Raw genomic sequence first — 21,987 nt, forward strand, 5'->3', positions numbered from 1 at the left:
GCAATGCAGGCCCCCACGCTCGCCAGCGGGCCGCTGGCGACACCCCAGCGTGCAAACAGCTCAGCGCCGGAAGATGTCCTGCAACGGATCGCGGCGCGTGGGCTTGAAGACCACCTGCCCGCTTTGGCCGGGGTACACGGTGCAGTGGCCGGGCGTGGCCGTGTTGACCAGGCTCGTGCCTTGCGCCAGCACAGTACCATCGCCCACCTGGCAGCCGCCGATGATGGCGGTGCCCGCATACATCACCACCCCCTCGCCAAGCACCGGGGCTGCGCCGTGGTTTTTGCCCACGGTGGAGTTCTGGTACACCACTAAATAGTTGCCGTAAGTGGCCTTGGCAAAGACGATGCCCACCGAGTGGCCAATGAAGAAGATGGGGGGCATCTCGATCTCGTAGAAAAGATCGATGCCATTGAGCGCCTTGTTCAGTAAGAACAGCCGCGTCGGTGTGTCGGTGCTGCCTGTGCGGCGCCAGATGGTGTGGGCCAGAAAGTACAGAAAGCTGCAGTACTGGGTCGAATGCAGCGGGTCAAACTGGTTCTCGCGCCAGGGGCGCACGGCGTTGATGCAGACCTGCAGCCGGGCCAGCGCCTCGTCCAGGTGCGCATCCAGGTCTGGCCGGGGGTCGAAATCGTCGGGCAGGGTGTGGTGCAGTTGCTGCGCCACGTAGCGCAGCAACCGGTCGCGGTCCATCCGCAAGATTTCCATCATTCAAAGTTCCTGTGGGAGCCCTTCAGCCAATGCCTCAAGCCGGGGGCAGCTCCAGTTGCATATAGACCAAGCTGGCCGGGGCGTCCACCGCCTGCGGGTCTTCCGACCAGTCGATACCGCCGGGCACCACGCTGGCCACGATGGGCACACGCTGGTACTCGCGAAAACCCACCTTGCGGTAGAAGTCCACGGCCGAGTTGTCTGAGCGCACGCGCACGGCCAAGGTCTGCAGCCCCAGCGCATCGCGCGCCCAGCGCATCAATGCCAGCAGCGATGCCTTCATCAACCCTGGTGGCGACTTGCCACCACTGACGATCGCATCCGCCTCGCCATAGCCGCGCTGCCAGTCGATAAAGCCCAGGCCCACATGCCCCACGCGCTCACCGTCAGGGGTTTCCACCATGAACAGCATCTTGCCCGCGTTGGCGTGCACCGCTCCGGCCAGCCAGCCCGAGGTGCGCTCGGGGGTGGAGACAAACTCGGTCAGGAACGATTTGACGTGGCGGTTGCGCCACTCGGTCAGCAATTGCACATCCAGCGCATCGGTGTGCCCCGGCACGGTGGCGATGGGGCGGATGACTGCGGCCAGCGGCTGGCCTACTGGCAGCACCAGCCCCGGCTGCCCGGCGCGGGTGGTTTGCTTGAGGGCGGCAAAGAGTTGCTGCCCGGGGGTGGGGTTTGGCGTGTCCATCAAAGCCCCCTCAGGCTTGAGCAAAGTAGCGATGCACTTGCTCTGCCACGGCATCCACCGTCTCCAGCGGCATGCGCGAGTGCAGGGGCAGCGAGAGGATTTCCTTGCCCACGCTGTCCGTCACCGACAAATCCCCGGCGCGGCAGTCCTTCCACAGCGAGAACCAGTGGCCCGGCTGCCAGTGGATGCCGGTGTCCACGCCGTTGGCCTTCAAAAACTCGCGCAGCGCGTCGCGGTGCTCAGCGGGCACGCGGATGTAGTACAGGAAGGGGTTGACCTCGGCAAAGTCGGTGCGCGGTGTGCGCACCAGGGGCAGCCCCTGCAGCCGCTCGTTGTAGCGGCGCGATGCGGCCTGGCGGCTCGCCTGGATCACGTCGAGCTTGCCCAGCTGCGCCAGCCCAATGGCCGCATGCATATTGAGCATGTGGTAGCGAAAGCCCACCCGCTCCACATCAAACGTCCAGGCGCGCTTGTTCTGGTACATGACCTCGGCGGGCTGCTGCATGCCCAGCAAGCGCAGCTCGTGCACGCGGCGCAACTCTTCTTCGGTGCGCACCACGATCGTGCCGCCGTCCAGACAGGTCACAGTCTTGACCGGGTCGTGGCTGAACACACAGATGTCCGAGAAGCTACCCACCATGCGCCCCTGGTAGCTGGAGCCAAACGAGTGCGCCGCATCGTGGATGACGCGCAGCTGATGGCGCTCGGCAAAGGCGGCGATGGCTTCGTGGTCGCTGATGATGCAGTCGTAGTCCATCACGATGATGGCCTTGGTGCGCGGGCCCACCAGGCTCTCGGCCTTGGCCAGGTCCAGTTCCAGCGTGTGGTCGTCGCAGTCGCAAAACACGATATCGGCCCCCACCCAGGTGATGGCCTGGTAGTCGGCAGAGCAATTGAAGGCCGACACGATCACCTCGTCGCCCGGCCCCACACCCGCCAGCAGCAGCGCAATGTGCAAGCCTGCGGTGCCGGTGCTCACGGCGGCGACGTGGCGGTCGGGGGCTTTCAGGATCTCTTTGACCTTCTTCTCAAAGCCCGATACGTAACTGCCCATGCCCAGCCAGCCCAGCTCCAGCGACTCGCGGCTGGCGTCGATTTCTTCTTTCTCGATCAAAGGTTTGAACACGGGAATCATGGCGGTCTCCTTCGGTGGTTGATTCAACAGCGGCAGCGTGCAGATGCAGCGCTACCAAATTTCGAGCTGCGGCACGGCGGTCACAAACTGCCCGCCCCAGCCGCGCACACAGTCCAGCTGCGCGGCCACTTCGCCGCGCAGGTTCCAAGGCAGGATCAGCACCCGGTCAGGCCGGTGCGCGCGCAAATGGGCTTCATCGACGATGGGGATGCGACTGCCCGGCAGGCACTGGCCCTGCTTGGCGGGGTTTTTGTCCACCACGTAGGGCAGCAGGTCGGGCCGCACGCCTGCAAAGTTGAGCAGCGTGTTGCCCTTGGCCGCGGCGCCGTAGGCCCCCACGGTGAGGCCATCGGCCTGGCATTGCATTAAAAACGATAGCAGCTCGCGCTTGATCCGCAAGGCCTGGGGCTGAAAATCGCTGTAGAAACCTTCGCCCAACAGGCCCGCAGCCGCTTCGGTGGACAGCAGTTGCGCCACGCGGGCGGCACCCTCGGGCGTGGCCTGTGGGTGGGCAGCGGCGTCGGCACGGGCGGCAAACACCCGCAGGCTACCACCGTGGGTGGGCAGTTCCTGCACATCCACCACCACCAGCCCATTGGCCGCAAAGATGCGCTGCACCGCGGTGAGCGAGAGGTACGAGTAATGCTCGTGGTAGGCCGTGTCGAACTGGCAGCCCTGCACCATGCGCAGCAGGTGCGGAAACTCAAACGTCGCCACGCCGTGGGGCTTGAGCAGGCGCGCAAAGCCCGCCACAAAATCGTTGATGTCGGGCACATGGGCCAGCACATTGTTGGCGGCGATCAGGTCGGCCTGCCGCCCGGCGCTGGCCAACTCGTCGGCCAGGGCCACGCCAAAGAATCGCTCGACCACCGTGAGCCCCAATGCCCGCGCCGCCTTGGCCGTACTGGCCGTGGGCTCGATGCCGTAGCACGGGATGCCCGCCTGCTGCACGTACTGCAGCAGGTAGCCGTCGTTTGATGCCACCTCCACCACGCAACTGCCCGCGCCCAAATCCAAGCGCTGTTGCATGGCCTGCACATAGGCTTTGGCATGCGCGAGCCAGGAGGTAGAAAACGAGCTGAAGTAGGCGTAGTCGTGCGTGAACAGCGCTTCGCGCCCGGCGTGGTCTTCGGTCTGCACCAGCCAGCAGTGCGTGCACACCTGCACGCGCAGGGGGAACCAAGTCTCGGGCGCGCGCAGGGCAGCCTCGCTCAGGTAAGCGTTGGAAGGGGGCGCACTGCCCAGGTCTAAAAACGGCAGGTGCAGCGGCTGGCCGCAGTGTCGGCACTTCACAGGCGCACTCCTTCAAACGATTCGGTCAGCAGCGCGTGGCTGCGGTCGCGTTCGGACATCTCGCCCACCGGCAGCGGCCAGGGCAGCGCCAAGCGTGGGTCCAGCGGATTCAGGCCCGCTTCTGCGCCGGGCGCGTAGGCGGCGGAGTGCAGGTAGAGCAATTCCGCGTCTTCCGTCAGCGCTTGAAAGCCGTGCGCAAAGCCGGGCGGGATGAGCAACGCGCAGGCGTTGCCCTGCGACAGGCGCTCGGCGTGCCACTGCAAAAAGGTGGGCGAGCCTGCCCGCAAGTCCAACGCCACGTCCCACACCTCGCCGCGCAGGCAGCTCACCAGCTTCATCTCGGCATGGGGCGGGCGTTGGTAGTGCAGGCCGCGCACGCTGCCGCGCTGGCGGGTGATGCTGTGGTTGATTTGGGCGATGGGCTGGGTCCAACCCACGGCGGCCAACTCGTCGGCGCAGAACATGCGCTCGAACAGGCCGCGCGCGTCTTGCAAGGGCTGGCGCTGCACGCGCACCAAGCCGTGCAGAGGCAAGGGGGTGCATAAGAAACGCGAACTCACGCGGTGGCCTCCCACGCTTCCAGGTCGGCCAGGCACAGAGCGCGGGCATCGGCCCCGCCGTGCTGGGCGCGGTACCAGGCCATGGTGCGGGCCACGGCGGTGTCCAGACCCCAGCGGGGGGCCACGCCCAAGGCTTGGCGAGCGTGGGCAGTTTCCAGCGCGAGCCAGCCCGCCTCGTGCGGGCTTTTACTATGATTTTCATAGCTGGTCGCGCTCGATGGATAAGCGCTAGAGGCCATTTTGACCACATGTCCCACGGTGGCGGCCTCGTGCGGCAGTGGGCCAAAGTTGTAGGCGCCGGCATGGGTGGGGTTGGCCCACAGGCGCTCGGCCAGGCACAGGTAGGCGGCCAGCGGCTCGATCACATGCTGCCAGGGGCGCGTGGCCTCAGGGTGGCGAATGTGCAGCGGCTGCCCGGCGCTCCAGGCGCGCACGGCGTCGGGCAGCAGGCGGTCGGCCGCCCAGTCCCCCCCGCCAATCACATTGCCCGCCCGCGCCGTAGCCACGGCCACGCCCTGCGCGGCCAAAAAGGCATCGCGGTAGCTGGCAGTGACGATCTCGGCCGCCGCCTTGCTAGCGCTGTAGGGGTCGTGGCCGCCCAGCGGGTCGTCTTCGCGGTAGGGGTAGGCCCATTCGCGGTTGCGGTAGACCTTGTCGGTGGTCACCACCACCACGGCGCGCACACCGGCCTGGCCCCGCAGCGCATCGAGCACATGGGCCGTGCCCATCACGTTGGTGGCGTAGGTAGCCAAAGGGTCGGCGTAGCCCGCGCGCACCAGCGCCTGTGCGGCCAGGTGCAGCACGATCTGCGGGCGCGCCGCCTGCATGTGGGCGGCCACGGCCTGGGCGTCGCGCACATCGCACTCGTGGCTCGCATACACGTCGTCGGCCACACGGGCCAGGGTGAACAGGTTGGGCTCGGTGGCGGGCGCCAGGGCCAGGCCCGTCACCTCGGCCCCCAGGCGGGCCAGCCACAGGGCCAGCCAGCTGCCTTTGAAGCCGGTGTGCCCGGTCAGCAGCACGCGCTTGCCGCGCCAGAAAGAAGGGGCGGGCTTTGCAACAGCGGCCATTACCAGCACTTCCACGGGGCTTGCCCGCTTTGCCACAGCTCTTCGAGCAAATTCTTTTCGCGCAGGGTGTCCATGGGCTGCCAAAAGCCCGCGTGCTCGAAGGCTTGCAGTTGCCCGCTCTGTGCCAGGTGCTGCATAGGCTCTGCCTCCCACGGCGTCGCATCCCCGTCGATCAGGTCAATCACCTCGGGCTGCAGCACAAAAAAGCCGCCGTTGATCCAGCCACCATCGCCCCGGGGCTTTTCCTCAAAGCCCGCGACCACGTCGCCGTTGCGTACCAGCGCACCGTAGCGGCCCGGGGGTTGCACCGCAGTGACAGTCGCTTGGCGACCATGGGACCGGTGAAAGGTAAATTGCGCGCTCATATCCAAGTCGGCCACGCCGTCGCCATACGTAAAGCAGAACGGCCGGCCGGGCTCCAGGTATTCCTGCACCCGGCGCAGGCGCCCGCCAGTCATGGTGCTCTCACCCGTGTCCACCAGCGTCACGCGCCAGGGCTCGGCATGGCGGTGGTGCACTTCCATGCGGTTGTTGGCCATGTCAAAGGTCACGTCAGACATGTGCAGGAAGTAGTTGGCGAAATACTCCTTGATCACATAGCCCTTGTAGCCCAGGCAGATGATGAAGTCGTTGACGCCATGCGCGGCGTACATCTTCATGATGTGCCACAGAATGGGCCGCCCACCGATCTCGATCATCGGCTTGGGCTTGAGGTGTGACTCTTCGGAGATGCGGGTTCCGAGCCCGCCAGCGAGCAGTACGGCTTTCATGGTTTCAAGCATAGTGAGGCACTGCCGTGCGGCAAAGCCAGTGTGGGGAGTGAAAGGCGGTGCATCTGCGGCTATCAGCCCTGCTTGGCGCACCAGCGGGCAAACATTTGTGCATAGGCGTCTTCCACATCGCGGGCAAAACCGGCTTCGTCCATTAACGCCGAGGCTTGCATCTGCGCGCGCAGGGTACGGCGGGTCTGGGCCAGGCTGGGCAAGTCGCTGGCCAGCGCCACCAGCTTGTCCACATATTCGGCTTCGCTGCGGGCAATCCACTCTGGGTGCCCCACGGCAGACAGGACCGAGGCTCCGAGCGTTCCCATGCTGGGTACACCCGCCAGCGAAACAAACGGCAACCCCATATACAGTGACTCGATCAGCGTGGTGCCCGAATTTTGCGGAAAGCAATCGAGCGCAATGTCCACCCGGCGCAGCACGTTCCAGGGCGGGCTTTCAAACCCCATGATGACGCGGTCGCGGGGAATGCCCAGCGCCTCGAACCGGGGCCACCATTGCTCGCGCACCTCGGCCTGGCAGAAGTTGCCGCTGTTGAGCTCCAGCCTGGAGCCGGGCACCCGGTGCAGCAACGCAGCCCATGCCCGCACCACACGGTCATTGAGCCGCACAGCGCGCGTAAGGGTGCCAAAGGTGACATAGCCATTGGCCAAAGCAGGCAGTTCGCTGACGTCACCCGCCTGGCCGCCTGGGCGGTAGGCGAAGGGCGCACGCGGCAAGCGCCAGGGGGTTTCGGAGAACAGGTGTTCCGAGCCCTCGGGCACGGTCATGGCGTCGGTCAGGTAGTAATCAATGGCCGTAAGGCCTGTGGTGTAACCCGAGTCCAGCCAATGCAGGGACACTGGCGCCGGTTTGCGCGCAAAGCCCCCCAGCCGATGGCCCTTGGTCTGCCCGGCAATGTCTACCAGGACATCGATACCGTCGGCACGGATGCGTGCTGCCAGCTCGTCATCGCTCATCTGGCGGGTATCGATCCAGTGCTCAAACAACGTGCGGTAGTGATCGGTAACCTCGTCTTCCAATTCAAACGGCCCTGCGTAAGCAAACAGCTCCACGCGGTCATGGTCATGCCGCTCCAGCAAGGGCTCCAGAAACGGACGGCAGGCATGGGTGCGAAACACCGGTGCCACGTAGCCCACGCGCAGGCGACGCTCAGGGTTGCGGTCATTGGTGTGGGGGCGCCATGCGCTGCGGTGTGGCTCACCAAAATACTGGTTAAAACGCTGGTAGGCCGCAAAGCGCTCCAGCGGATCGATCTCGGGCATGCAGTTGGCCACAAAGAGATAGCTGCTGTGCACGCCTGGGTCTGCCGGACTCAGCTCCAGCGCCCTTTGCAGCGCCTGCAGGGCCTCAGGCAATCGCCCCTGGTCCTTGAGCAACATGCCCAGGCCCACATGTGCATGCACCATGTTCGGGTCCAGCGCCAAGGCCCGGCGCACGCACGCTTGCCCCTCGGTGAATCGGTGCATTTCGCCCAGCAGGAGCCCCAGATTGAGCAGCACCTTGGGGTCATCGCCCCCCACCTCCAGAGCCTGCCGGTAGGCCTGCTCAGACGCCTGCAAGCGCGCTTGCCCACGCAAGACGATGGCCAGGTTGAACCAGCCTTGCGGGAATCGCGGCGCATGGCCCACGGCCTGGCGCAGTAGCACCTCGGCCTGCACCAGATCACCCTTGAGAGAACGCGCCAGGCCATAGTTGCTGAGCATGTCCACATCCCGGGGATTGAGCTGCAGCGCCTGGCGCATCGGCGCAACGGCCTTGTCCATCTGCCCCAGTTGCATCAGCGCCGCACTCAAGGACTTGAAACCCATGGGGCACTGGGGATACTGGCGCGTCATCTTGCGGCCCAAGCGCAACACGTCGTCAAACTTCTCCGCCTCAAACAGGCGGTTGAGTTCGGCAACCTGGTCTGCGGACGCCATGCGCCCTTGGGGTGGCCGGGCGCTGCGCGTGCGCCGCATGACGGCGTCGACCAGTCGTTCAACCAATTCGCCCGCAGCGTCACCCGCCAAGCCCGCACGGCGGGCGTCTTCCAAAATATCTTCCGCCAGGGTGTGTTCACCCGCCTGGATGAGTGCGTCCACCAAGCTCACCCAGTACTGGCGGTTTTTGGGGTTGGCCTGCAAGGCGGCCTGAAAAAACGGCACTGCCGCCAAAAACTGCCCGCACTCCATCGCAATCGCCCCCAGGTTGTGGTTCGCGTCTGCATGGTCGGGCGCAAGGCTCAGCACCGCACGGTAAAGCTCCTCCGCCTGGGCCAGGTTCTGGGCCCGGTGGCAATCCAGCGCCAGGGCCATGGTCTGCACCAGCAGTGCCTGCACCGGGTTGGAAGCCTGCGCGCTGGCCTGGCCGTCAGACTCAGAAGCAAACGTGGCAACAGAAGCATCGGTAGAGGGAGTGGCTTGCATCAGTCAGGGAGTCCTGGGTGTTTAAACACAGCCCCGGGGGCCTGCAGCACCCACAGCGGTGCCACCAAGCCTGCCGAAGGCGCAACGGGGTGAGCATAAGCATTGCCCACAGGGTGTAAAGGTGGAAAAAGCAGAGAAACCGGGAACACCCAGGCCGCCGCTGCGGTGCACACAGGCCCCACCGCCATGCAACCCAAAAACCACACCCAGCCAACAAGCCTGAATGAGAGCGGTGGTTTGCCACTTGCTTGCTTGTTTGGTTCGCGCACAATCAGATACAGTGAACTACAGGTGCGCGAACTCGGCGTGCCGCCCCCCTCTTTACCCAACCGAAGGCAGGCTCACGCCACCACAACCACCGCACCAGCATGTTTGTCATCATCGGCTACGTCGTCAGCATGGTCTGCATCTTCGGCGTGTACATCTTTCACGGCGGGAATATCAAGGTCATCTTGACGGCCCTTCCCTTCGAGCTGATCACCATTGGCGGCAGCGCTATGGGCGCATTTGTGGTGAACAACCAGCCCAAGGTCCTCAAGGCCACGCTCAAGGCGATTCCGGATGCCCTCAAGGGCAGCAAGTACACCAAGGCCCGCTACATGGAACTGCTGGCCATGCTGTACGACATCCTGCAAAAGGCCCGCAAGGAAGGCCTGATGGCCATTGAAAAAGACGTGGAAGCCCCCCACGAGTCCGAGATTTTCAAGAAATACCCAGTGGTCGGGCATGACCACCATGTGATCGAGTTCACCACCGACTACCTGCGCATGATGGTGTCGGGCAACCTCAACTCGCATGAGATCGAGGCGCTGATGGATGCCGAAATTGACACCCACCATGCAGAGGCACACGCCCCCGTAGCGGCGATTGCCCGCCTGGCAGGTGCGTTGCCTGCGTTCGGTATCGTGGCAGCCGTGTTGGGGGTGGTGAATACCATGGGCTCGGTGGGCCAACCCCCTGCAGTGCTCGGGGGCATGATTGCCTCGGCCCTGGTGGGTACCTTTCTGGGCATTTTGCTGGCCTACGGCTTTGTGGAGCCCCTGGGCGGCTTGATGGAGCAAAAGACCGAAGACGCTGCCAAAGAGTTCCAGTGCATCAAATCTACGCTGCTGGCCAGCATGCAGGGCTACAACCCAGCCACAGCCATTGAATTTGGCCGCAAAGTGCTCTTCTCGACCGACCGCCCCACCTTCTCGGAGCTGGAAGGGCACGTGAAGGGCAAGAAGTAACCGGACCTTGCTGTGGCAGAAAAGAAACTCCAGCCCATCATCATCAAGCGCGTCAAGAAGGGCGGCCATGCAGTCCATGGCGGCGCTTGGAAGATCGCCTACGCCGACTTCGTGACGGCCATGATGGCGTTCTTTTTGCTGATGTGGCTTCTGGGCTCCACCACCGATGGCGACCGCAAAGGTATTTCGGACTACTTCAGCGCCCCCCTGAAGGTGTCGCTGCAGGGCGGCCCAGGCTCGGGGTCCAGCTCCAGCATCCTCACTGGCGGTGGTGGCACCGACCTCACGCAGAGCGCCGGGCACGTCAAGCGGGCCGAAACGACATCCGAGAAGCCCAAGAAGCTCAACGAGGCCGATATGAAGGCCGAGCAAGCCCGCCTGGACGCCCAGCGCATCAAGGCACTGCAGGCCAAGATTGATGCGCTGATCACAGAAAACCCGCGCCTGAACGAATACAAATCGCAGATCCGGATCGACGTGACCCCGGACGGGTTGCAAATCCAGATCGTGGACGACCAGAATCGCCCCATGTTTGACAGCGGCAGCGCGCTCGTCAAGCCTTACATGCGCGACATTCTTCGAGAGATTGGGGCCGCCCTCAATGGCGTGGAAAACCGCGTGAGCCTGGCCGGCCACACCGATGCAGTGCCCTACGGCAACAGCGAGCGTGGCTACAGCAACTGGGAGTTGTCGTCTGACCGCGCCAACGCCTCACGCCGCGAACTGGTGGCCGCTGGCATGCCCGATGCCAAACTGGGCCGCGTGGTCGGACTGGCCGCCAGCGATTTGCTGGAACCCAACACCCCACGCTCTGCAGCCAATCGTCGCATTACCATCACGGTATTAACCCGTGAGGCAGAAGAAAGACTCATGGGGAAAGGGATTCCCACCGTAACATCGACAGAACTGACGATTGAAAAGCGGGAAAATCCTGACGAAGGCAGGTAGACGTTACGCCTTGTCACAAAACCTGCCACACTTGACAATACCTCTAGCCATTTTCGACCGAAAGGGTCCCAAGTGACCACAGCCCTTCGCTTCCTCATCGTTGACGACTTCTCCACCATGCGCCGCATCGTCCGTAACCTGCTCAAGGAAAGCGGGTTTGCGGACGCCGACGAGGCTGAAGACGGCGTCGCAGCACTCAACAAACTTCGCAACGGCAAGTTCGACTTTGTGGTGTCTGACATCAACATGCCGAACATGAACGGCTTTCAATTGTTGGCCGAAATCAAAAAAGACGACAAACTCAAGCACCTGCCCGTGCTGATGGTGACGGCCGAAGCACGCAAGGAAGACATCGTGGCGGCCGCCCAAGGGGGCGCTGCGGGTTACATCGTCAAGCCGTTCACCAAAGCCACCCTGGAAGAAAAAGTTCTGCTGATTCTCAAAAAGATGGGAATGTGACGCCATGGACACGCCAGAAATCCCCCATGCAGAGCCCGCTGCAGATGTCCATCAGAAAATTGGACAGCTGACACGGCAACTCCACGATTCACTGAATGAGTTGGGTTTCGCAGAAAAATTGCGGGGCTCCATGGGTGAACTGCCCGACGCGCAAAGCCGCCTCTCCTACATCGCACGCCTCACCGGCGAAGCGGCGGAGAAAGTGCTCAGCCGGGTGGAGCTGGCCAAAGCGCAACACGACTTCATCGCCTCGGAAACCCGCCGTGTGGTGGACTCCCTGGTCAAAGACCCCGTGGCAGCCGTCGCCAAAGGTGAGATCTTCAACTTCCTGACCGACGTGGAGCGCGTTACCAAGGAAGCCGATGCGCATCTGACCGAAATCATGATGGCCCAGGACTTCCACGACCTGACAGGCCAAGTCATTGCCAGGGTGGTGAATCTGGCCGGAACGATTGAAGACCAGCTGGTACAGCTGCTCATTCAAACAGCCCCCTCCAGCGCCCATGTGCAAGTGGCACCTCCCGAGCCTGCGCGCCTGCAAGGTCCCGTGGTAGACCCAGAGAACACGCCCGACATCGTCACCGACCAATCCCAAGTGGACGATCTGCTCGCCAGTTTGGGATTCTGATCGAACCAGCGTTTTTGCATCGTTGAAAAAGGGGCCCCAGCGGCCCCTTTTCAGCCTTTAGGTTTTCGGGTCGCTCACGACAATGGCATGACACCAGCCGTCATGCCATCATGGACTCCAGCCAAGACAAAGAACTACCCGCCACGGAGCGCAAATTACAGAATGCGCGCAAGGATGGCCAGGGCGCGCGCTCGCGCGATTTGTCGCACCTGGCGATCCTGGGGGTTGGCGCTGCCAGCGTTCTGGCCTTGGCTCCCACGCTGATGGACCACCTGCAGCACGCCCTGGGTCGGCAGCTGATGTTCGATGCCAAAGTGGTCATGACCCCAGCCTCCATGCTGGAGCGCATGCAGGTCATGGTGATGGTGGGCCTGGTGGCCAGCGTGGTCTTCGCCCTGCTGACCAGCGCAGCGGCCATCATCAGCGCAGTGGGCGCGGGCGGCTGGATTTTCAGCGCCAAGCCCATCACCCCCCAGTTCAGCCGCCTGAACCCGCTCACCGGTTTCACCAACCTGTTTTCCAAGCAGCAACTGGCCAATGTGGCCAAGATGGTGTTCATGACCTCTGTGCTGTCGTTCGTGGCATGGAAATACATGGGCAACAGCATCGAAAGCATTGCCATGCTGGTGGCCCAGCCCTCCACCAGTGCCATCCGCTTCATGGCCGACTGGCTCACCACCGGTGTGAGCATGCTGTTGCTGGTGGTGTTTCTGGCGGCGCTGGTAGACATCCCACTGCAAGCCTTCTTCTTCAAATCCGGGCTCAAGATGTCCCACGAAGAAGTGAAGCAAGAGCACAAGGAATCCGAAGGCGACCCTCACACCAAGGGACGCATCCGCCAAAAGCAGCGCGAGCTGGCAGACCGCGCCAGCGTGAGCGCCGTGCCCAAGGCCGACTTTGTGGTGATGAACCCCACCCACTACGCCGTGGCCCTGAAGTACGACGAAGCCACCATGGCCGCGCCCCAGGTGATTGCACGCGGCACCGACCTGGTGGCCATGCGCATCCGTGATCTGGCCAAGGGCCACGAAATCCCCGTATTGCAATCGCCCATGCTGGCGCGGGCACTGTATGCCCACGCCGAACTGGACCAGGCCATTCCTGCCACGCTGTACACCGCCGTGGCCCAGGTGCTGGCCTATGTGTACCGACTCAAGGCCGCGCTGCGCGGCGAAGGCCGCATGCCTGGCGAGCTGATTGAGCCCTATGTCCCCCCTGAGCTGGATCCACTGAACAAGCTCTCTGCCAAAGGCGCTGCTGTATGAACACCTCTGTCAACTCCCTGAGGCTGTGGGCAGGCAAGAACACCTCCGTCTTGCAAGGCATGTCCGCACCACTGCTGGTGGTGGCGATCCTGGCGCTGATGGTGCTGCCCATCCCCGCCTGGCTGCTGGACGCCTTTTTCACCCTCAACATCGCCGTGGCCTTGATGGTGATGATGGTGGCGGCCTACATGATCCGGCCACTGGACTTTGCAGCCTTCCCGTCCGTGTTGCTGCTCACCACCCTGATGCGTCTGTCGCTGAACGTGGCTTCCACCCGCGTGGTGCTGCTCGAAGGCCACACGGGCCCCGGCGCCGCTGGCGCGGTGATTGAGGCCTTCGGGCACTTCCTGATCGGCGGCAACTTTGCTGTCGGTCTGATCGTGTTTGCGATTCTGGTGGTCATCAACTTCATCGTGGTGACCAAGGGCGCCGAGCGTATTGCCGAGGTGTCTGCCCGCTTCACCCTGGACGCCATGCCAGGCAAGCAAATGGCCGTGGATGCCGACCTGAACGCAGGCCTGATCGACGAAAAGGAAGCCAAGCGCCGCCGCGCTGAAGTGGGCGAAGAAGCCAACTTCTTCGGCTCCATGGACGGCGCCTCCAAGTTCGTGCGCGGGGATGCGGTGGCCGGTATCCTGATCTTGCTGATCAACATCGTGGGCGGCTTCACGATCGGCATTCTTCAGCACGGCTTGACGGCCAAGCAGGCTGCCGACAGCTACATCCTGCTGGCCATCGGTGATGCACTGGTGGCGCAGATTCCTGGCCTGTTGATCTCGGTGGCGGCTGCCATGGTGGTCTCGCGCGTGGGCAAAGAGCAGGACATGGGTCGCCAGATCGTGCAGCAGCTGTTCATGTCGCCCCGTGTGCTGGGCGTGACGGCAGGCATTCTGATCATGCTGGGCCTCATCCCTGGCATGCCGCACATCGTGTTTTTGGTGATTGGCGGCTCGCTGGGCTACTGGGCTTGGGTGCTGTACCAGCGCCAGCAAATCCCGCCAGAGCCCGAAGCCCCGCCCGCCCCCATCGCAGCCGATGGGGAGGCCACCTGGGACGACCTGCAGCCCATTGACCTGCTGGGCCTGGAACTGGGCTACCGACTGATTTCGCTGGTGGACAAGAGCCGCCAGGGCGACCTGCTCACCCGCATCAAGGGCGTCCGCCGCAAGTTTGCGCAAGAGGTGGGCTTCCTGCCCCCTGCCGTGCACGTGCGAGACAACCTCGAACTCAAGCCCAGCGGCTATCGCATCACCCTGCGCGGCGTGGTGGTGGGCGAGGGCGAAGCCTTCCCCGGCATGTTCCTGGCCATCAACCCCGGCGGCATCACCACACCCCTCATCGGCACCCCCACCACCGACCCCGCTTTCGGTTTGCCTGCGCACTGGATTGACGACCGGCAAAAGGAAGCGGCACAAATGGCGGGTTTTACCGTCGTTGATTCAGAAACCGTGATGGCGACGCATTTGTCACACTTGATGCAAGTCCAGGCAGCCAAGCTCCTCAGTCGCACCGAAACCCAGCAACTGGTGGAACACGTGGCAAAACTGGCCCCCAAGCTCATCGAAGAAGTGGTTCCGAAAATGGTCTCGATCGCAACGTTCCAGAAAGTTCTCCAGCTGCTGCTGGAAGAGTCTGTGCACATCCGCGACATCCGCACCATCATCGAAACCCTGGCAGAGCATGCAGGCTCCGTCGCAGACCCTGTGGAGCTGGCCCGGCGCGTGCGCATTGCACTGTCGCCTGCCATCGTCCAGCAGATCTACGGCCCCACCCGCGAACTCAACGTCATCGCCATCGAGCCTGGGCTGGAACGCCTTCTGGTGCAGGCCTTGGGCAACGCCTCCGGCCCCGCGCTGGACCCTGGCGTCGCCGACATCCTGACCCAAAAGGCGGCCGAAGTGGCACTCAAGCAGGAGGAGATGGGCTTGCCCGCCTGCCTGCTGGTGCCTGACCAGATCCGCAACGCCATCTCCCGCCTGGTGCGCCGCGTCGCCCCCCGCCTGCAGGTGCTTGCGCACAGTGAAATTCCTGAGACCCACACCATCCGGATTGGGCCCATTCTCAAAGGTGCATCAGCATGAACATCAAACGCTTTACCGCCCCCACCTCCCGCGAGGCATTGGCCAAGGCGCGCATGGCCTTTGGCGAGGGCACCCTCATCCTGTCCAACCGCCCCACCGCCAACGGCGTGGAAGTGGTGGCTACTGCAGAAGACACCTTGTCGGCACTCGACAACGCAGCCCAGAACGCAGGCGGCCCGACGGGCTCCATGGGCTCGCAAGGCAAGTCGCTGCAAGGTGGCCGTGATTTTCAGGATTCGCGCGGCGCCCTGCACGAGCCCCTGCTGGCCCCCAAGAGCGCCGCCCGTGCACCGGTACGCCCCATGCAGATTGCGGCCACTGCCAACCGCCACAATCCGGTGGAAGAAGACACCGAACAACTGGCCATGAGCACGCTGTCCTTCCAGGACTACGTGCGTGAACGCATGCTGCGCCGCCGCCATGAAGTGATGAACGGCCCGGCCGAACCGCCAACGTTTGCCGAGCGCAGCCGCGACCAAGACCGCGACTTCCCCCGCGAGCGCCCCGCTGCCCCAGCCGTGGTGCGCCACAACCCTCTGCGCTCCATCCCGATGGACCTGCCAGAACCGCCTCCTCGCCGCAAGGCCGAAGCCGCAGCGCCCGCTGCCTCCATGGCCCAGCAGCAAAGCCTGATGAACGAGCTGCACGCCATGAAGGAGATGATTGAAGACCGCTTCAACACCATGGCCTGGCTGGGCCAGGCCAAGCAAAACCCCATCCAGTCGAACCTGATGCTGAAGATGATCCGTGCAGGCTACTCGCCCGCGCTGGCCCGCGCCGTGCTGGAGCGCATGCCCGAGGACCTGTCGGCAGGCGACGCTGTGCGCTGGCTCATGGATGTGCTCGAGCGCAACCTCAAGACCGACGAGAACGAAGCGCCGCTGTACGAGCAAGGCGGCATCTTTGCCCTGGTCGGCTCTACCGGCGTGGGCAAAACCACCACCACCGCCAAGCTGGCCGCGCTGTGCGCCCGCGTGCATGGCCCTGGCAGTGTGGGCCTGATCACGCTGGACACCTACCGCGTGGGAGCCCACGAACAACTGCGCACCTATGGCCGCATGCTGGGCATCGTGGCGCACCTGGCCCACGACCGTGCCGCACTGCAAGACCTGCTGGGCCTGCTCAGTGGCAAGAAAATGGTGCTGATCGACACCACTGGCGTCGCGCCGCGCGATCCCCGCAAGCGCAGCATGCTGGACGTGCTGGACCTGCCCCGCGTGAACCGGCTGCTGGTGCTCAATGCCGGCTGCCACGGCGACACGCTGGACGATGTGCTCACCTCTTTCAAGACCGCTGGCTCGCAGCAGGCCATCCTGTCCAAGGTGGACGAAGCCGTGAAGCTGGGGCCCTCGATTGACGCGCTGATCCGCCACCAGATGGTGCTGCGCGGCGTCACCAACGGCCAGCGGGTGCCTGAAGACTGGGAACCCGCCGAAGCGCACAAACTCATCAGCACCTCCATGCGCGCGCCCGTGAAGTCGGCGTTTGACCCCAAGGCGTCCGACCTGAACTACTACTTCTCGAACGCCCCCGAGGCCCTGACAGAGAAAGGACTTGTGGATGCTTGATACAGGCTTTCACCAGGCGGCAGGCCTGAGCAGCTTCACGCCGCAAGCCCAGTTGCGCGTGCTGGCGGTGGCCAGCCAGGAGCGCGCCTCCAGCGGGCTGGAGATGCTCTGGCAGATTTGCGCCAACCTGCAGCGCCTGGGCTACCCCGTGATGGTGCTGGACGGTACCGCACTGGAAACGGACGACACCCCAGGCCTGAGCCATGTGCTGCAGCAAGCCCCCTGGAACGACGGCCTGGGCACCAGCGCCAGCGCCTCGGTCACCTCGGTGGCCGTGATCCCTGCGGCGCGGGGCCTGCACCAGCTGCAGCGGCAGGCCTACACCGAAGGCGCCCCTCCGCTGCAAGGGCTACTGCCGTACTTCCGCGCCTACGGGCTGCTGGTGCTGCACGCCCCGGCAGGGCTGTTAGGCCCCTTGCTTACGCACACCAGCACCATCCCGCTGGCAGTGATGGAGGGCGGCTCCGCCGGTGTTTTGTCCTGCTACAAAAGCCTCAAGCAGATTGCCACGCACTCCGGCCTGCCCTGCACCGTGGCCTCGGTGCTGCAAGGCGATGGCGCCAGCGAACGTCGCCGCACGCTGGGAGCGTTACGCACCTTGCAAGACTGCGCCGAACGACACCTGGGCGGGCGCGTGCGCACGACCACCGTCTCGGCCAATAACCCTCATGACGTTCAACGCTTGGCCTTGCAACTGCTGGAAAACGCGGGCACCATCAGTGGACCGCTGACTGCGCTACCATCCAGCCACGTGACGGGTTTGTCGGGCACGCCTGAGCCAACGTCCACCGTCTGGAGCCACTGATCTGATGTACACCGCCAAAGGCCAGCTCGATCGTGATGCGATGATCCGCCAGCATGTTCCGCTGGTGAGGAGGATTGCGCACCACATGATTGCCAAGCTGCCTCCCAACGTGGAACTGGACGACCTGATCCAGGTCGGCATGATGGGCTTGGCGGATGCCCTGTCGCGCTACGAAATGGCCCAAGGCGTTCAGTTTGAGACCTTTGCCACCCAGCGCATCCGTGGCGCCATGCTCGACGAATTGCGCGAGGGCGACTGGATGTCGCGCAGCTCCCGCAAGAGCCAAAAAGACATTGAGCACGCCGTGCACCGGCTGGAGCAAAAGCTGGGGCGCAGCCCGCTGGAGTCTGAAATTGCCGATGAGATGGAGCTGAGCCTGGCCGACTACCAAAGCCTGCTGGGCAAGGTGCGCGGCACGCAGCTGGTGTACCTGGAAGATATGACCCACAGCGAGGACGATGACGGTTTTCTGGACCGCCACGTGGCCGACGCTGCGGCCGACCCGGTGGAGTTGCTGCGCGACCAGCGGCTGCGCACATCGCTGGTCAACGCCATCAAGAGCCTGCCCGAGCGCGAGCAGCACATCATGGGCATGTACTACGAGCACGACATGAATCTCAAAGAGATTGCCGCCGTGCTGGGCGTGACCGAATCGCGCGTATGCCAGCTGCACAGCCAGTCCATCGCCCGCCTGCGCGCCAAGATGCGCAGCCACTGACCCGGCCACATTTAAAAAAATAGCTGCTAGCGCTTGTAAATAAAGCGCTAGCAGCTATTATTTTTATAGCAACCTCAAACCCAAGGTATTCAACCCTGCGCCAGATTGCGCACGGAAAGTGGCGGCCGTCCGCTCAACCCACCGAGCGATAGATGCGCGCTACGCCGCCCGCCTTCGCGCCTGCGGCTTGCGGGTTGCCATAGGTGGCCGTCTGGGCTCCATCGGCCTGCGGCACCACCACGGCCACCTGGCGGTCGGTCAACACCGCCACACGGGCCAGGTTGTCTCGCTGGATGGCCAAATGTTGGCCAACAGCTGCCAGGCGCTGCTGGAATTGGGGGGGAAATTCAGAAACTTGCTGGTGCTGCGCTTGCTCCAGCACCCAGGTAAAGCGCGCTGCCGCATCGCGCAGCGCGGTGCTGGCAATCTCCAGCGAGGGAGCGTCCAGTGCCAGCAAGGCGGCAGACACCTTTTCGATGTGTTGCTCTACCGTGGTGAGGGCTTCTTCTAACGACATGGTGGTGGTGCGCTAGACAAAGCCTGGGATCAGGCGTTTATCCGCGGGCGCGAGAAAAGATTTCTTGCGCATTGGACAGCAATTTGTCCGCAATCGCATCCGCATCCACCGAAAAAGTGCCGTTATTGATGGCAGCACGCACTTCGCTCACGCGCTTGGCGTCGAAATCGCTGGTGGTGCGACCAGGCTGCTCCAGGGCGCGGGCCGAGCTGGACACCGTGACAGGCACACCGGCGGCTTGCGCAGCAGCAGCGCCTTTTGCCACCCCTTCCGCAGCAGGGGCTGGACTTTTGGCTTGCTTGGCAAGCCCCGTCTGCGCCAATGCGCCCGGGAGTTCCGGTTTTTGACCTATCTTCATCGCTCTCTCCACCACCCCGTGTGATGTGGGGCTCAGTAGCAATGTTTTCGACCCGTTTTGGGCGGACTTTAGCTATTTGTGCGGGCAAATCCTCAAAGAGTGATGGTCACTGTTCCATCTTCAGCCACAATGCCGCTCACAACGCGACCATTGTCCATTCTGACGCGCACAGTCTGCCCGACGGTGCCTGCGGACAACGCTTGCCCTGCAGAGACCACAGCATAACCCGGCCCCTGGGCAGAAACACGCACCTGCGCACCTGCGCGGAAAATGCTGGGCGCCTTGACCATGGATTGGCGCAAGGCCTGCCCGGCCATCAACTGGCGCGAGGCGGTCTGGCCCACCCAGGCCTCAGGGTTGGCCACCACCGGGGCGGAGTCGGCCGCCCAGTCCACCTCGGCTTGCGTGGCGTCGTTGGCCGTCAGCACGGCGCCGGGCGCCACGTTGCCGGTCAGCACCCAGGCGGGGCCCCAGGCCTTGATGGTCACGGGCAAGAACACATTCCAGGGCGAACGCCCCTCGACGCACCGCAGCCCCAGCCGGGTGCGCCCCCACAGGCGCGAGCCTGCAGGCAAATACGGCTCCACCCGGGCACAGGGGGCCAGGTTCAAGCGGCTGTCCAGCGCGCCCACGCTCACTTCCATGCGCAGCGTGGTGCCTGCCGCCTGGTTGCGTGCCAGGGCGTCGTCCAGCCAGTGCTGGGTCAGGTTGCCCAGCTCGGCGGCGGGGTCAGCCACCGCCTGGGCCTGGGCGGCGCCCACGGCCAATACCCCCCAAAGTGCCATGAGGGCCAGGCCAACGCTGCGCAGGGATGAAAGGGAAGGCATGGTGCGCTCTCCGGTAAAAGCGCCGACAAACCGCGGCGCGGTGGGACGGACAGCGCCACGCCGTCCGCCTGAAGGGCCCGTGCACGGTTGCCAGGGAGCACCGCCAGCGCAGCAGAGCTCTGGGTACAGCACCCAGGCCTGCGGGCCATTCCAACGCATTCACTATAGGCCGCCAAGCCCCAGGGCAAAGCCCGAAACTGCCCAGCCATTTCCGCGTTCTTCGGGCTTTAGAAAAAAGCCGCCATTTCCATAATCGAACCACGCCAAAACCCGCACCGGGCCGTGGCGGCAAGCGATACAGGATGTGAGGCAACCATGCTTGACAAGATGACCAACCAGCTGGGATTTCAAGGCAACGCGCTGATACTGCGCGCCGAGCGCCAGCGCATCATCGCCAGCAACATTGCCAATGCAGACACCCCCGGCTACGTGTCGCGGGATTTCGACTTTGCCAAAACCCTGCGCGAAGCCACTGAATCGGATGCCAGCAGCGTCGTGAAGAACCTGGCCACCGGCGGCACAGGCCCCGCCGTGAGCACCGCCACGTCAGACCCCCGGCATTTTCAGGCCACCACCACAGGTTCGGGCTCGGCATCCACACTCTCAGGCCCCAGCAAGCTGGGCTATGCCGTGCAGACCCAGCCCGCGCTGGACAACAACTCGGTGGACCTGGACCGCGAGCGCTCGAACTTCGTGGACAACGCCGTGCGCTACGAGGCCACGCTGCGCTTCATCAACGGCAACGCCAAAACCATGCTCAGCGCCATCCAGGGCCAGTAAGCCAGCGCAGAAAGCGAGACGCCCCATGTCCATGTTCTCCATCTTCAATGTGTCCAGCAGCGCCATCAGCGCGCAGTCACAGCGCCTGAACGTCGTGGCCAGCAACTTGGCCAACGTCGATGCGGTGGCAGGCCCCGATGGCAAGGCGTACAAGGCGCGCCAGGTGGTGTTTCAAACGGCCCCCATGGGTTCGGACGCCGCTGCGGGCGTGAAAGTGACCTCCATCAAGGAAAGCGATGCCCCCGGTCGCAAGGTGCATGACCCCTCACACCCCTCGGCCGATGAGCAGGGCTATGTGACGCATTCCAACGTGAACGCCGTGGAGGAAATGGTGAACATGATTTCCGCCTCGCGCTCGTACCAGAACAACGTCGAGGTCATGAACACGGCCAAGTCGCTGCTCCTCAAAACCCTGCAAATGGGCCAGTAAGCCCCAGGAGACTTCAGCATGATCCTCAGTTCGACCAAAGCCACCACCTCGACCTCCTCCACCAGCGGTACGTCCAGCTCCACAACCAGCGTGGCAGACCCCAACACCGACCCCAATGCAGCGCAGGACCGGTTCCTCAAACTGCTGGTGGCACAGCTCAACAACCAGGACCCGATGAACCCTCTGGACAACGCCCAGATGACATCGCAAATGGCGCAGATCAACACCGTGACGGGCATCCAGCAGCTGAACCAGACCATGGCCAGCATGTCAGCGCAATTCAACTCGCTGCAGGTCATGCAGGGCACGGCCCTGGTGGGCCGCAGTGTGATGACCGAAGGCAACAGCGTGTCCATCACCGACAAGACCGGCAAGGGCGGGTTCGAGCTGGGCTCTGCAGCCACCGGGGTCAAGGTCGAGATCCTGACCGCTGGCGGTCAAGTGGTGGACACCGTCGACCTGGGCGCACAAAGCGCCGGTCGCCACACCTTTGACTGGGATGCCAGCAAGTACACGGGCTCTACCGAAGGCCTGCAGTTCCGCGTCACCGCCGTCAACGGCTCCACCAAACTCGACTCCACCGCGCTCGCGCTGTCCAAGGTGACCGCTGCAGGCGCTGAAGACGGCCAGCTGGTGCTGAGCCTGTCCAACGGCAAGACCATCAATTACAGCCAGATCAAGGCCCTGGTGTAACGCCAGCCCCCAACGCATCGCATGCACCGCC

General features: G+C 63.8%; 23 protein-coding genes. 12 read left to right on the forward strand and 11 right to left on the reverse strand.

Annotated features, from left to right (window positions below):
* Positions 1-60: 60 nt before the first annotated feature.
* The 8 genes from CLU88_RS11805 to CLU88_RS11840 all read right to left on the reverse strand — a co-directional run bounded on the left by CLU88_RS11805 (position 61) and on the right by CLU88_RS11840 (position 8,650).
* Positions 61-711 (reverse strand): hypothetical protein, encoded by a 651-nt coding sequence (locus CLU88_RS11805; protein ID WP_233205449.1) that lies wholly within the window; start codon positions 709-711, stop codon positions 61-63.
* 34 nt (positions 712-745) lie between these two features.
* Positions 746-1,402 (reverse strand): GNAT family N-acetyltransferase, encoded by a 657-nt coding sequence (locus tag CLU88_RS11810; protein WP_099656762.1) that lies wholly within the window; start codon positions 1,400-1,402, stop codon positions 746-748.
* Positions 1,403-1,412: 10 nt separating this feature from the next.
* Positions 1,413-2,537: a DegT/DnrJ/EryC1/StrS aminotransferase family protein gene (locus CLU88_RS11815; protein WP_099656763.1), complete on the reverse strand. Its 1,125-nt coding sequence runs from the start codon at positions 2,535-2,537 to the stop codon at positions 1,413-1,415.
* 51 nt (positions 2,538-2,588) lie between these two features.
* Complete coding sequence (locus CLU88_RS11820; RefSeq protein WP_099656764.1) at positions 2,589-3,830, reverse strand: class I SAM-dependent methyltransferase; 1,242 nt, start codon at positions 3,828-3,830, stop codon at positions 2,589-2,591.
* Positions 3,827-4,390 carry a dTDP-4-dehydrorhamnose 3,5-epimerase family protein gene (locus CLU88_RS11825; RefSeq protein WP_099658819.1) on the reverse strand — a complete coding sequence of 188 codons (564 nt, stop codon included), beginning with the start codon at positions 4,388-4,390 and terminating at the stop codon, positions 3,827-3,829. Before CLU88_RS11825 ends, CLU88_RS11820 begins: the two co-directional genes overlap by 4 nt.
* Positions 4,387-5,460: a CDP-glucose 4,6-dehydratase gene (gene rfbG / locus CLU88_RS11830; protein ID WP_099658820.1), complete on the reverse strand. Its 1,074-nt coding sequence runs from the start codon at positions 5,458-5,460 to the stop codon at positions 4,387-4,389. Before rfbG ends, CLU88_RS11825 begins: the two co-directional genes overlap by 4 nt.
* Positions 5,460-6,230: a glucose-1-phosphate cytidylyltransferase gene (rfbF, locus tag CLU88_RS11835; RefSeq protein WP_099658821.1), complete on the reverse strand. Its 771-nt coding sequence runs from the start codon at positions 6,228-6,230 to the stop codon at positions 5,460-5,462. Before rfbF ends, rfbG begins: the two co-directional genes overlap by 1 nt.
* A gap of 74 nt (positions 6,231-6,304) precedes the next feature.
* Positions 6,305-8,650 (reverse strand): tetratricopeptide repeat protein, encoded by a 2,346-nt coding sequence (locus tag CLU88_RS11840; protein ID WP_099656765.1) that lies wholly within the window; start codon positions 8,648-8,650, stop codon positions 6,305-6,307.
* A gap of 368 nt (positions 8,651-9,018) precedes the next feature.
* Between CLU88_RS11840 and motA the strand changes: the two genes are divergently transcribed.
* The 9 genes from motA to CLU88_RS11885 all read left to right on the forward strand — a co-directional run bounded on the left by motA (position 9,019) and on the right by CLU88_RS11885 (position 18,351).
* Positions 9,019-9,879 carry a flagellar motor stator protein MotA gene (gene motA, locus CLU88_RS11845; protein WP_099656766.1) on the forward strand — a complete coding sequence of 287 codons (861 nt, stop codon included), beginning with the start codon at positions 9,019-9,021 and terminating at the stop codon, positions 9,877-9,879.
* A gap of 12 nt (positions 9,880-9,891) precedes the next feature.
* Entirely contained in the window at positions 9,892-10,827 is a 936-nt protein-coding gene (motB, locus tag CLU88_RS11850; RefSeq protein WP_099656767.1) for a flagellar motor protein MotB, read from the forward strand.
* 72 nt (positions 10,828-10,899) lie between these two features.
* Positions 10,900-11,286, forward strand: a complete 387-nt coding sequence (gene cheY / locus CLU88_RS11855; protein ID WP_099656768.1) for a chemotaxis response regulator CheY — start codon at positions 10,900-10,902, stop codon at positions 11,284-11,286.
* 4 nt (positions 11,287-11,290) lie between these two features.
* On the forward strand, positions 11,291-11,914 hold the full coding sequence (locus CLU88_RS11860; protein ID WP_099656769.1) for a protein phosphatase CheZ: 624 nt from the start codon (positions 11,291-11,293) through the stop codon (positions 11,912-11,914).
* Positions 11,915-12,024: 110 nt separating this feature from the next.
* Positions 12,025-13,179, forward strand: coding sequence for a flagellar biosynthesis protein FlhB (locus tag CLU88_RS11865; RefSeq protein WP_099656770.1), 1,155 nt, complete (start codon positions 12,025-12,027; stop codon positions 13,177-13,179).
* Complete coding sequence (gene flhA / locus CLU88_RS11870; RefSeq protein WP_099656771.1) at positions 13,176-15,260, forward strand: flagellar biosynthesis protein FlhA; 2,085 nt, start codon at positions 13,176-13,178, stop codon at positions 15,258-15,260. The genes CLU88_RS11865 and flhA overlap by 4 nt, the downstream gene beginning before the upstream one ends.
* Positions 15,257-16,828, forward strand: a complete 1,572-nt coding sequence (gene flhF / locus CLU88_RS11875; protein ID WP_099656772.1) for a flagellar biosynthesis protein FlhF — start codon at positions 15,257-15,259, stop codon at positions 16,826-16,828. Before flhA ends, flhF begins: the two co-directional genes overlap by 4 nt.
* The gene (locus CLU88_RS11880; RefSeq protein ID WP_099656773.1) at positions 16,821-17,633 is read left to right on the forward strand and encodes a hypothetical protein; all 813 of its coding nucleotides are present in this window, start codon (positions 16,821-16,823) and stop codon (positions 17,631-17,633) included. The genes flhF and CLU88_RS11880 overlap by 8 nt, the downstream gene beginning before the upstream one ends.
* Before the next feature lie 4 nt (positions 17,634-17,637).
* Positions 17,638-18,351 (forward strand): RNA polymerase sigma factor FliA, encoded by a 714-nt coding sequence (locus tag CLU88_RS11885; RefSeq protein WP_099656774.1) that lies wholly within the window; start codon positions 17,638-17,640, stop codon positions 18,349-18,351.
* Between the two features lie 133 nt (positions 18,352-18,484).
* Here the strand turns inward: CLU88_RS11885 and CLU88_RS11890 are convergent, their stop codons facing one another.
* From CLU88_RS11890 to flgA, 3 genes are all read right to left on the reverse strand, one after another.
* Positions 18,485-18,868, reverse strand: coding sequence for a hypothetical protein (locus CLU88_RS11890; RefSeq protein WP_099656775.1), 384 nt, complete (start codon positions 18,866-18,868; stop codon positions 18,485-18,487).
* A gap of 37 nt (positions 18,869-18,905) precedes the next feature.
* Positions 18,906-19,226 (reverse strand): flagellar biosynthesis anti-sigma factor FlgM, encoded by a 321-nt coding sequence (gene flgM / locus CLU88_RS11895; RefSeq protein ID WP_099656776.1) that lies wholly within the window; start codon positions 19,224-19,226, stop codon positions 18,906-18,908.
* A 92-nt stretch (positions 19,227-19,318) separates the two neighbouring features.
* On the reverse strand, positions 19,319-20,053 hold the full coding sequence (gene flgA, locus CLU88_RS11900) for a flagellar basal body P-ring formation chaperone FlgA (RefSeq protein WP_099656777.1): 735 nt from the start codon (positions 20,051-20,053) through the stop codon (positions 19,319-19,321).
* Positions 20,054-20,368: 315 nt separating this feature from the next.
* Here flgA and flgB point away from each other — a divergent pair, with 315 nt between their 5' ends.
* Genes flgB through CLU88_RS11915 form a run of 3 tightly spaced genes read left to right on the forward strand, consistent with a single transcriptional unit; the run spans position 20,369 to position 21,956 of the window.
* A complete protein-coding gene (gene flgB / locus CLU88_RS11905) occupies positions 20,369-20,833 on the forward strand; it encodes a flagellar basal body rod protein FlgB (protein ID WP_099656778.1) in 465 nt (154 codons plus the stop codon).
* Positions 20,834-20,858: 25 nt separating this feature from the next.
* Entirely contained in the window at positions 20,859-21,263 is a 405-nt protein-coding gene (flgC, locus tag CLU88_RS11910) for a flagellar basal body rod protein FlgC (protein ID WP_099656779.1), read from the forward strand.
* Between the two features lie 18 nt (positions 21,264-21,281).
* Positions 21,282-21,956 carry a flagellar hook assembly protein FlgD gene (locus CLU88_RS11915; protein ID WP_099656780.1) on the forward strand — a complete coding sequence of 225 codons (675 nt, stop codon included), beginning with the start codon at positions 21,282-21,284 and terminating at the stop codon, positions 21,954-21,956.
* Positions 21,957-21,987: the final 31 nt, after the last annotated feature.

Source organism: Acidovorax sp. 56 (assembly GCF_002749705.1).
In the GTDB taxonomy this organism is placed as follows: Bacteria; Pseudomonadota; Gammaproteobacteria; order Burkholderiales; family Burkholderiaceae_C; genus Acidovorax.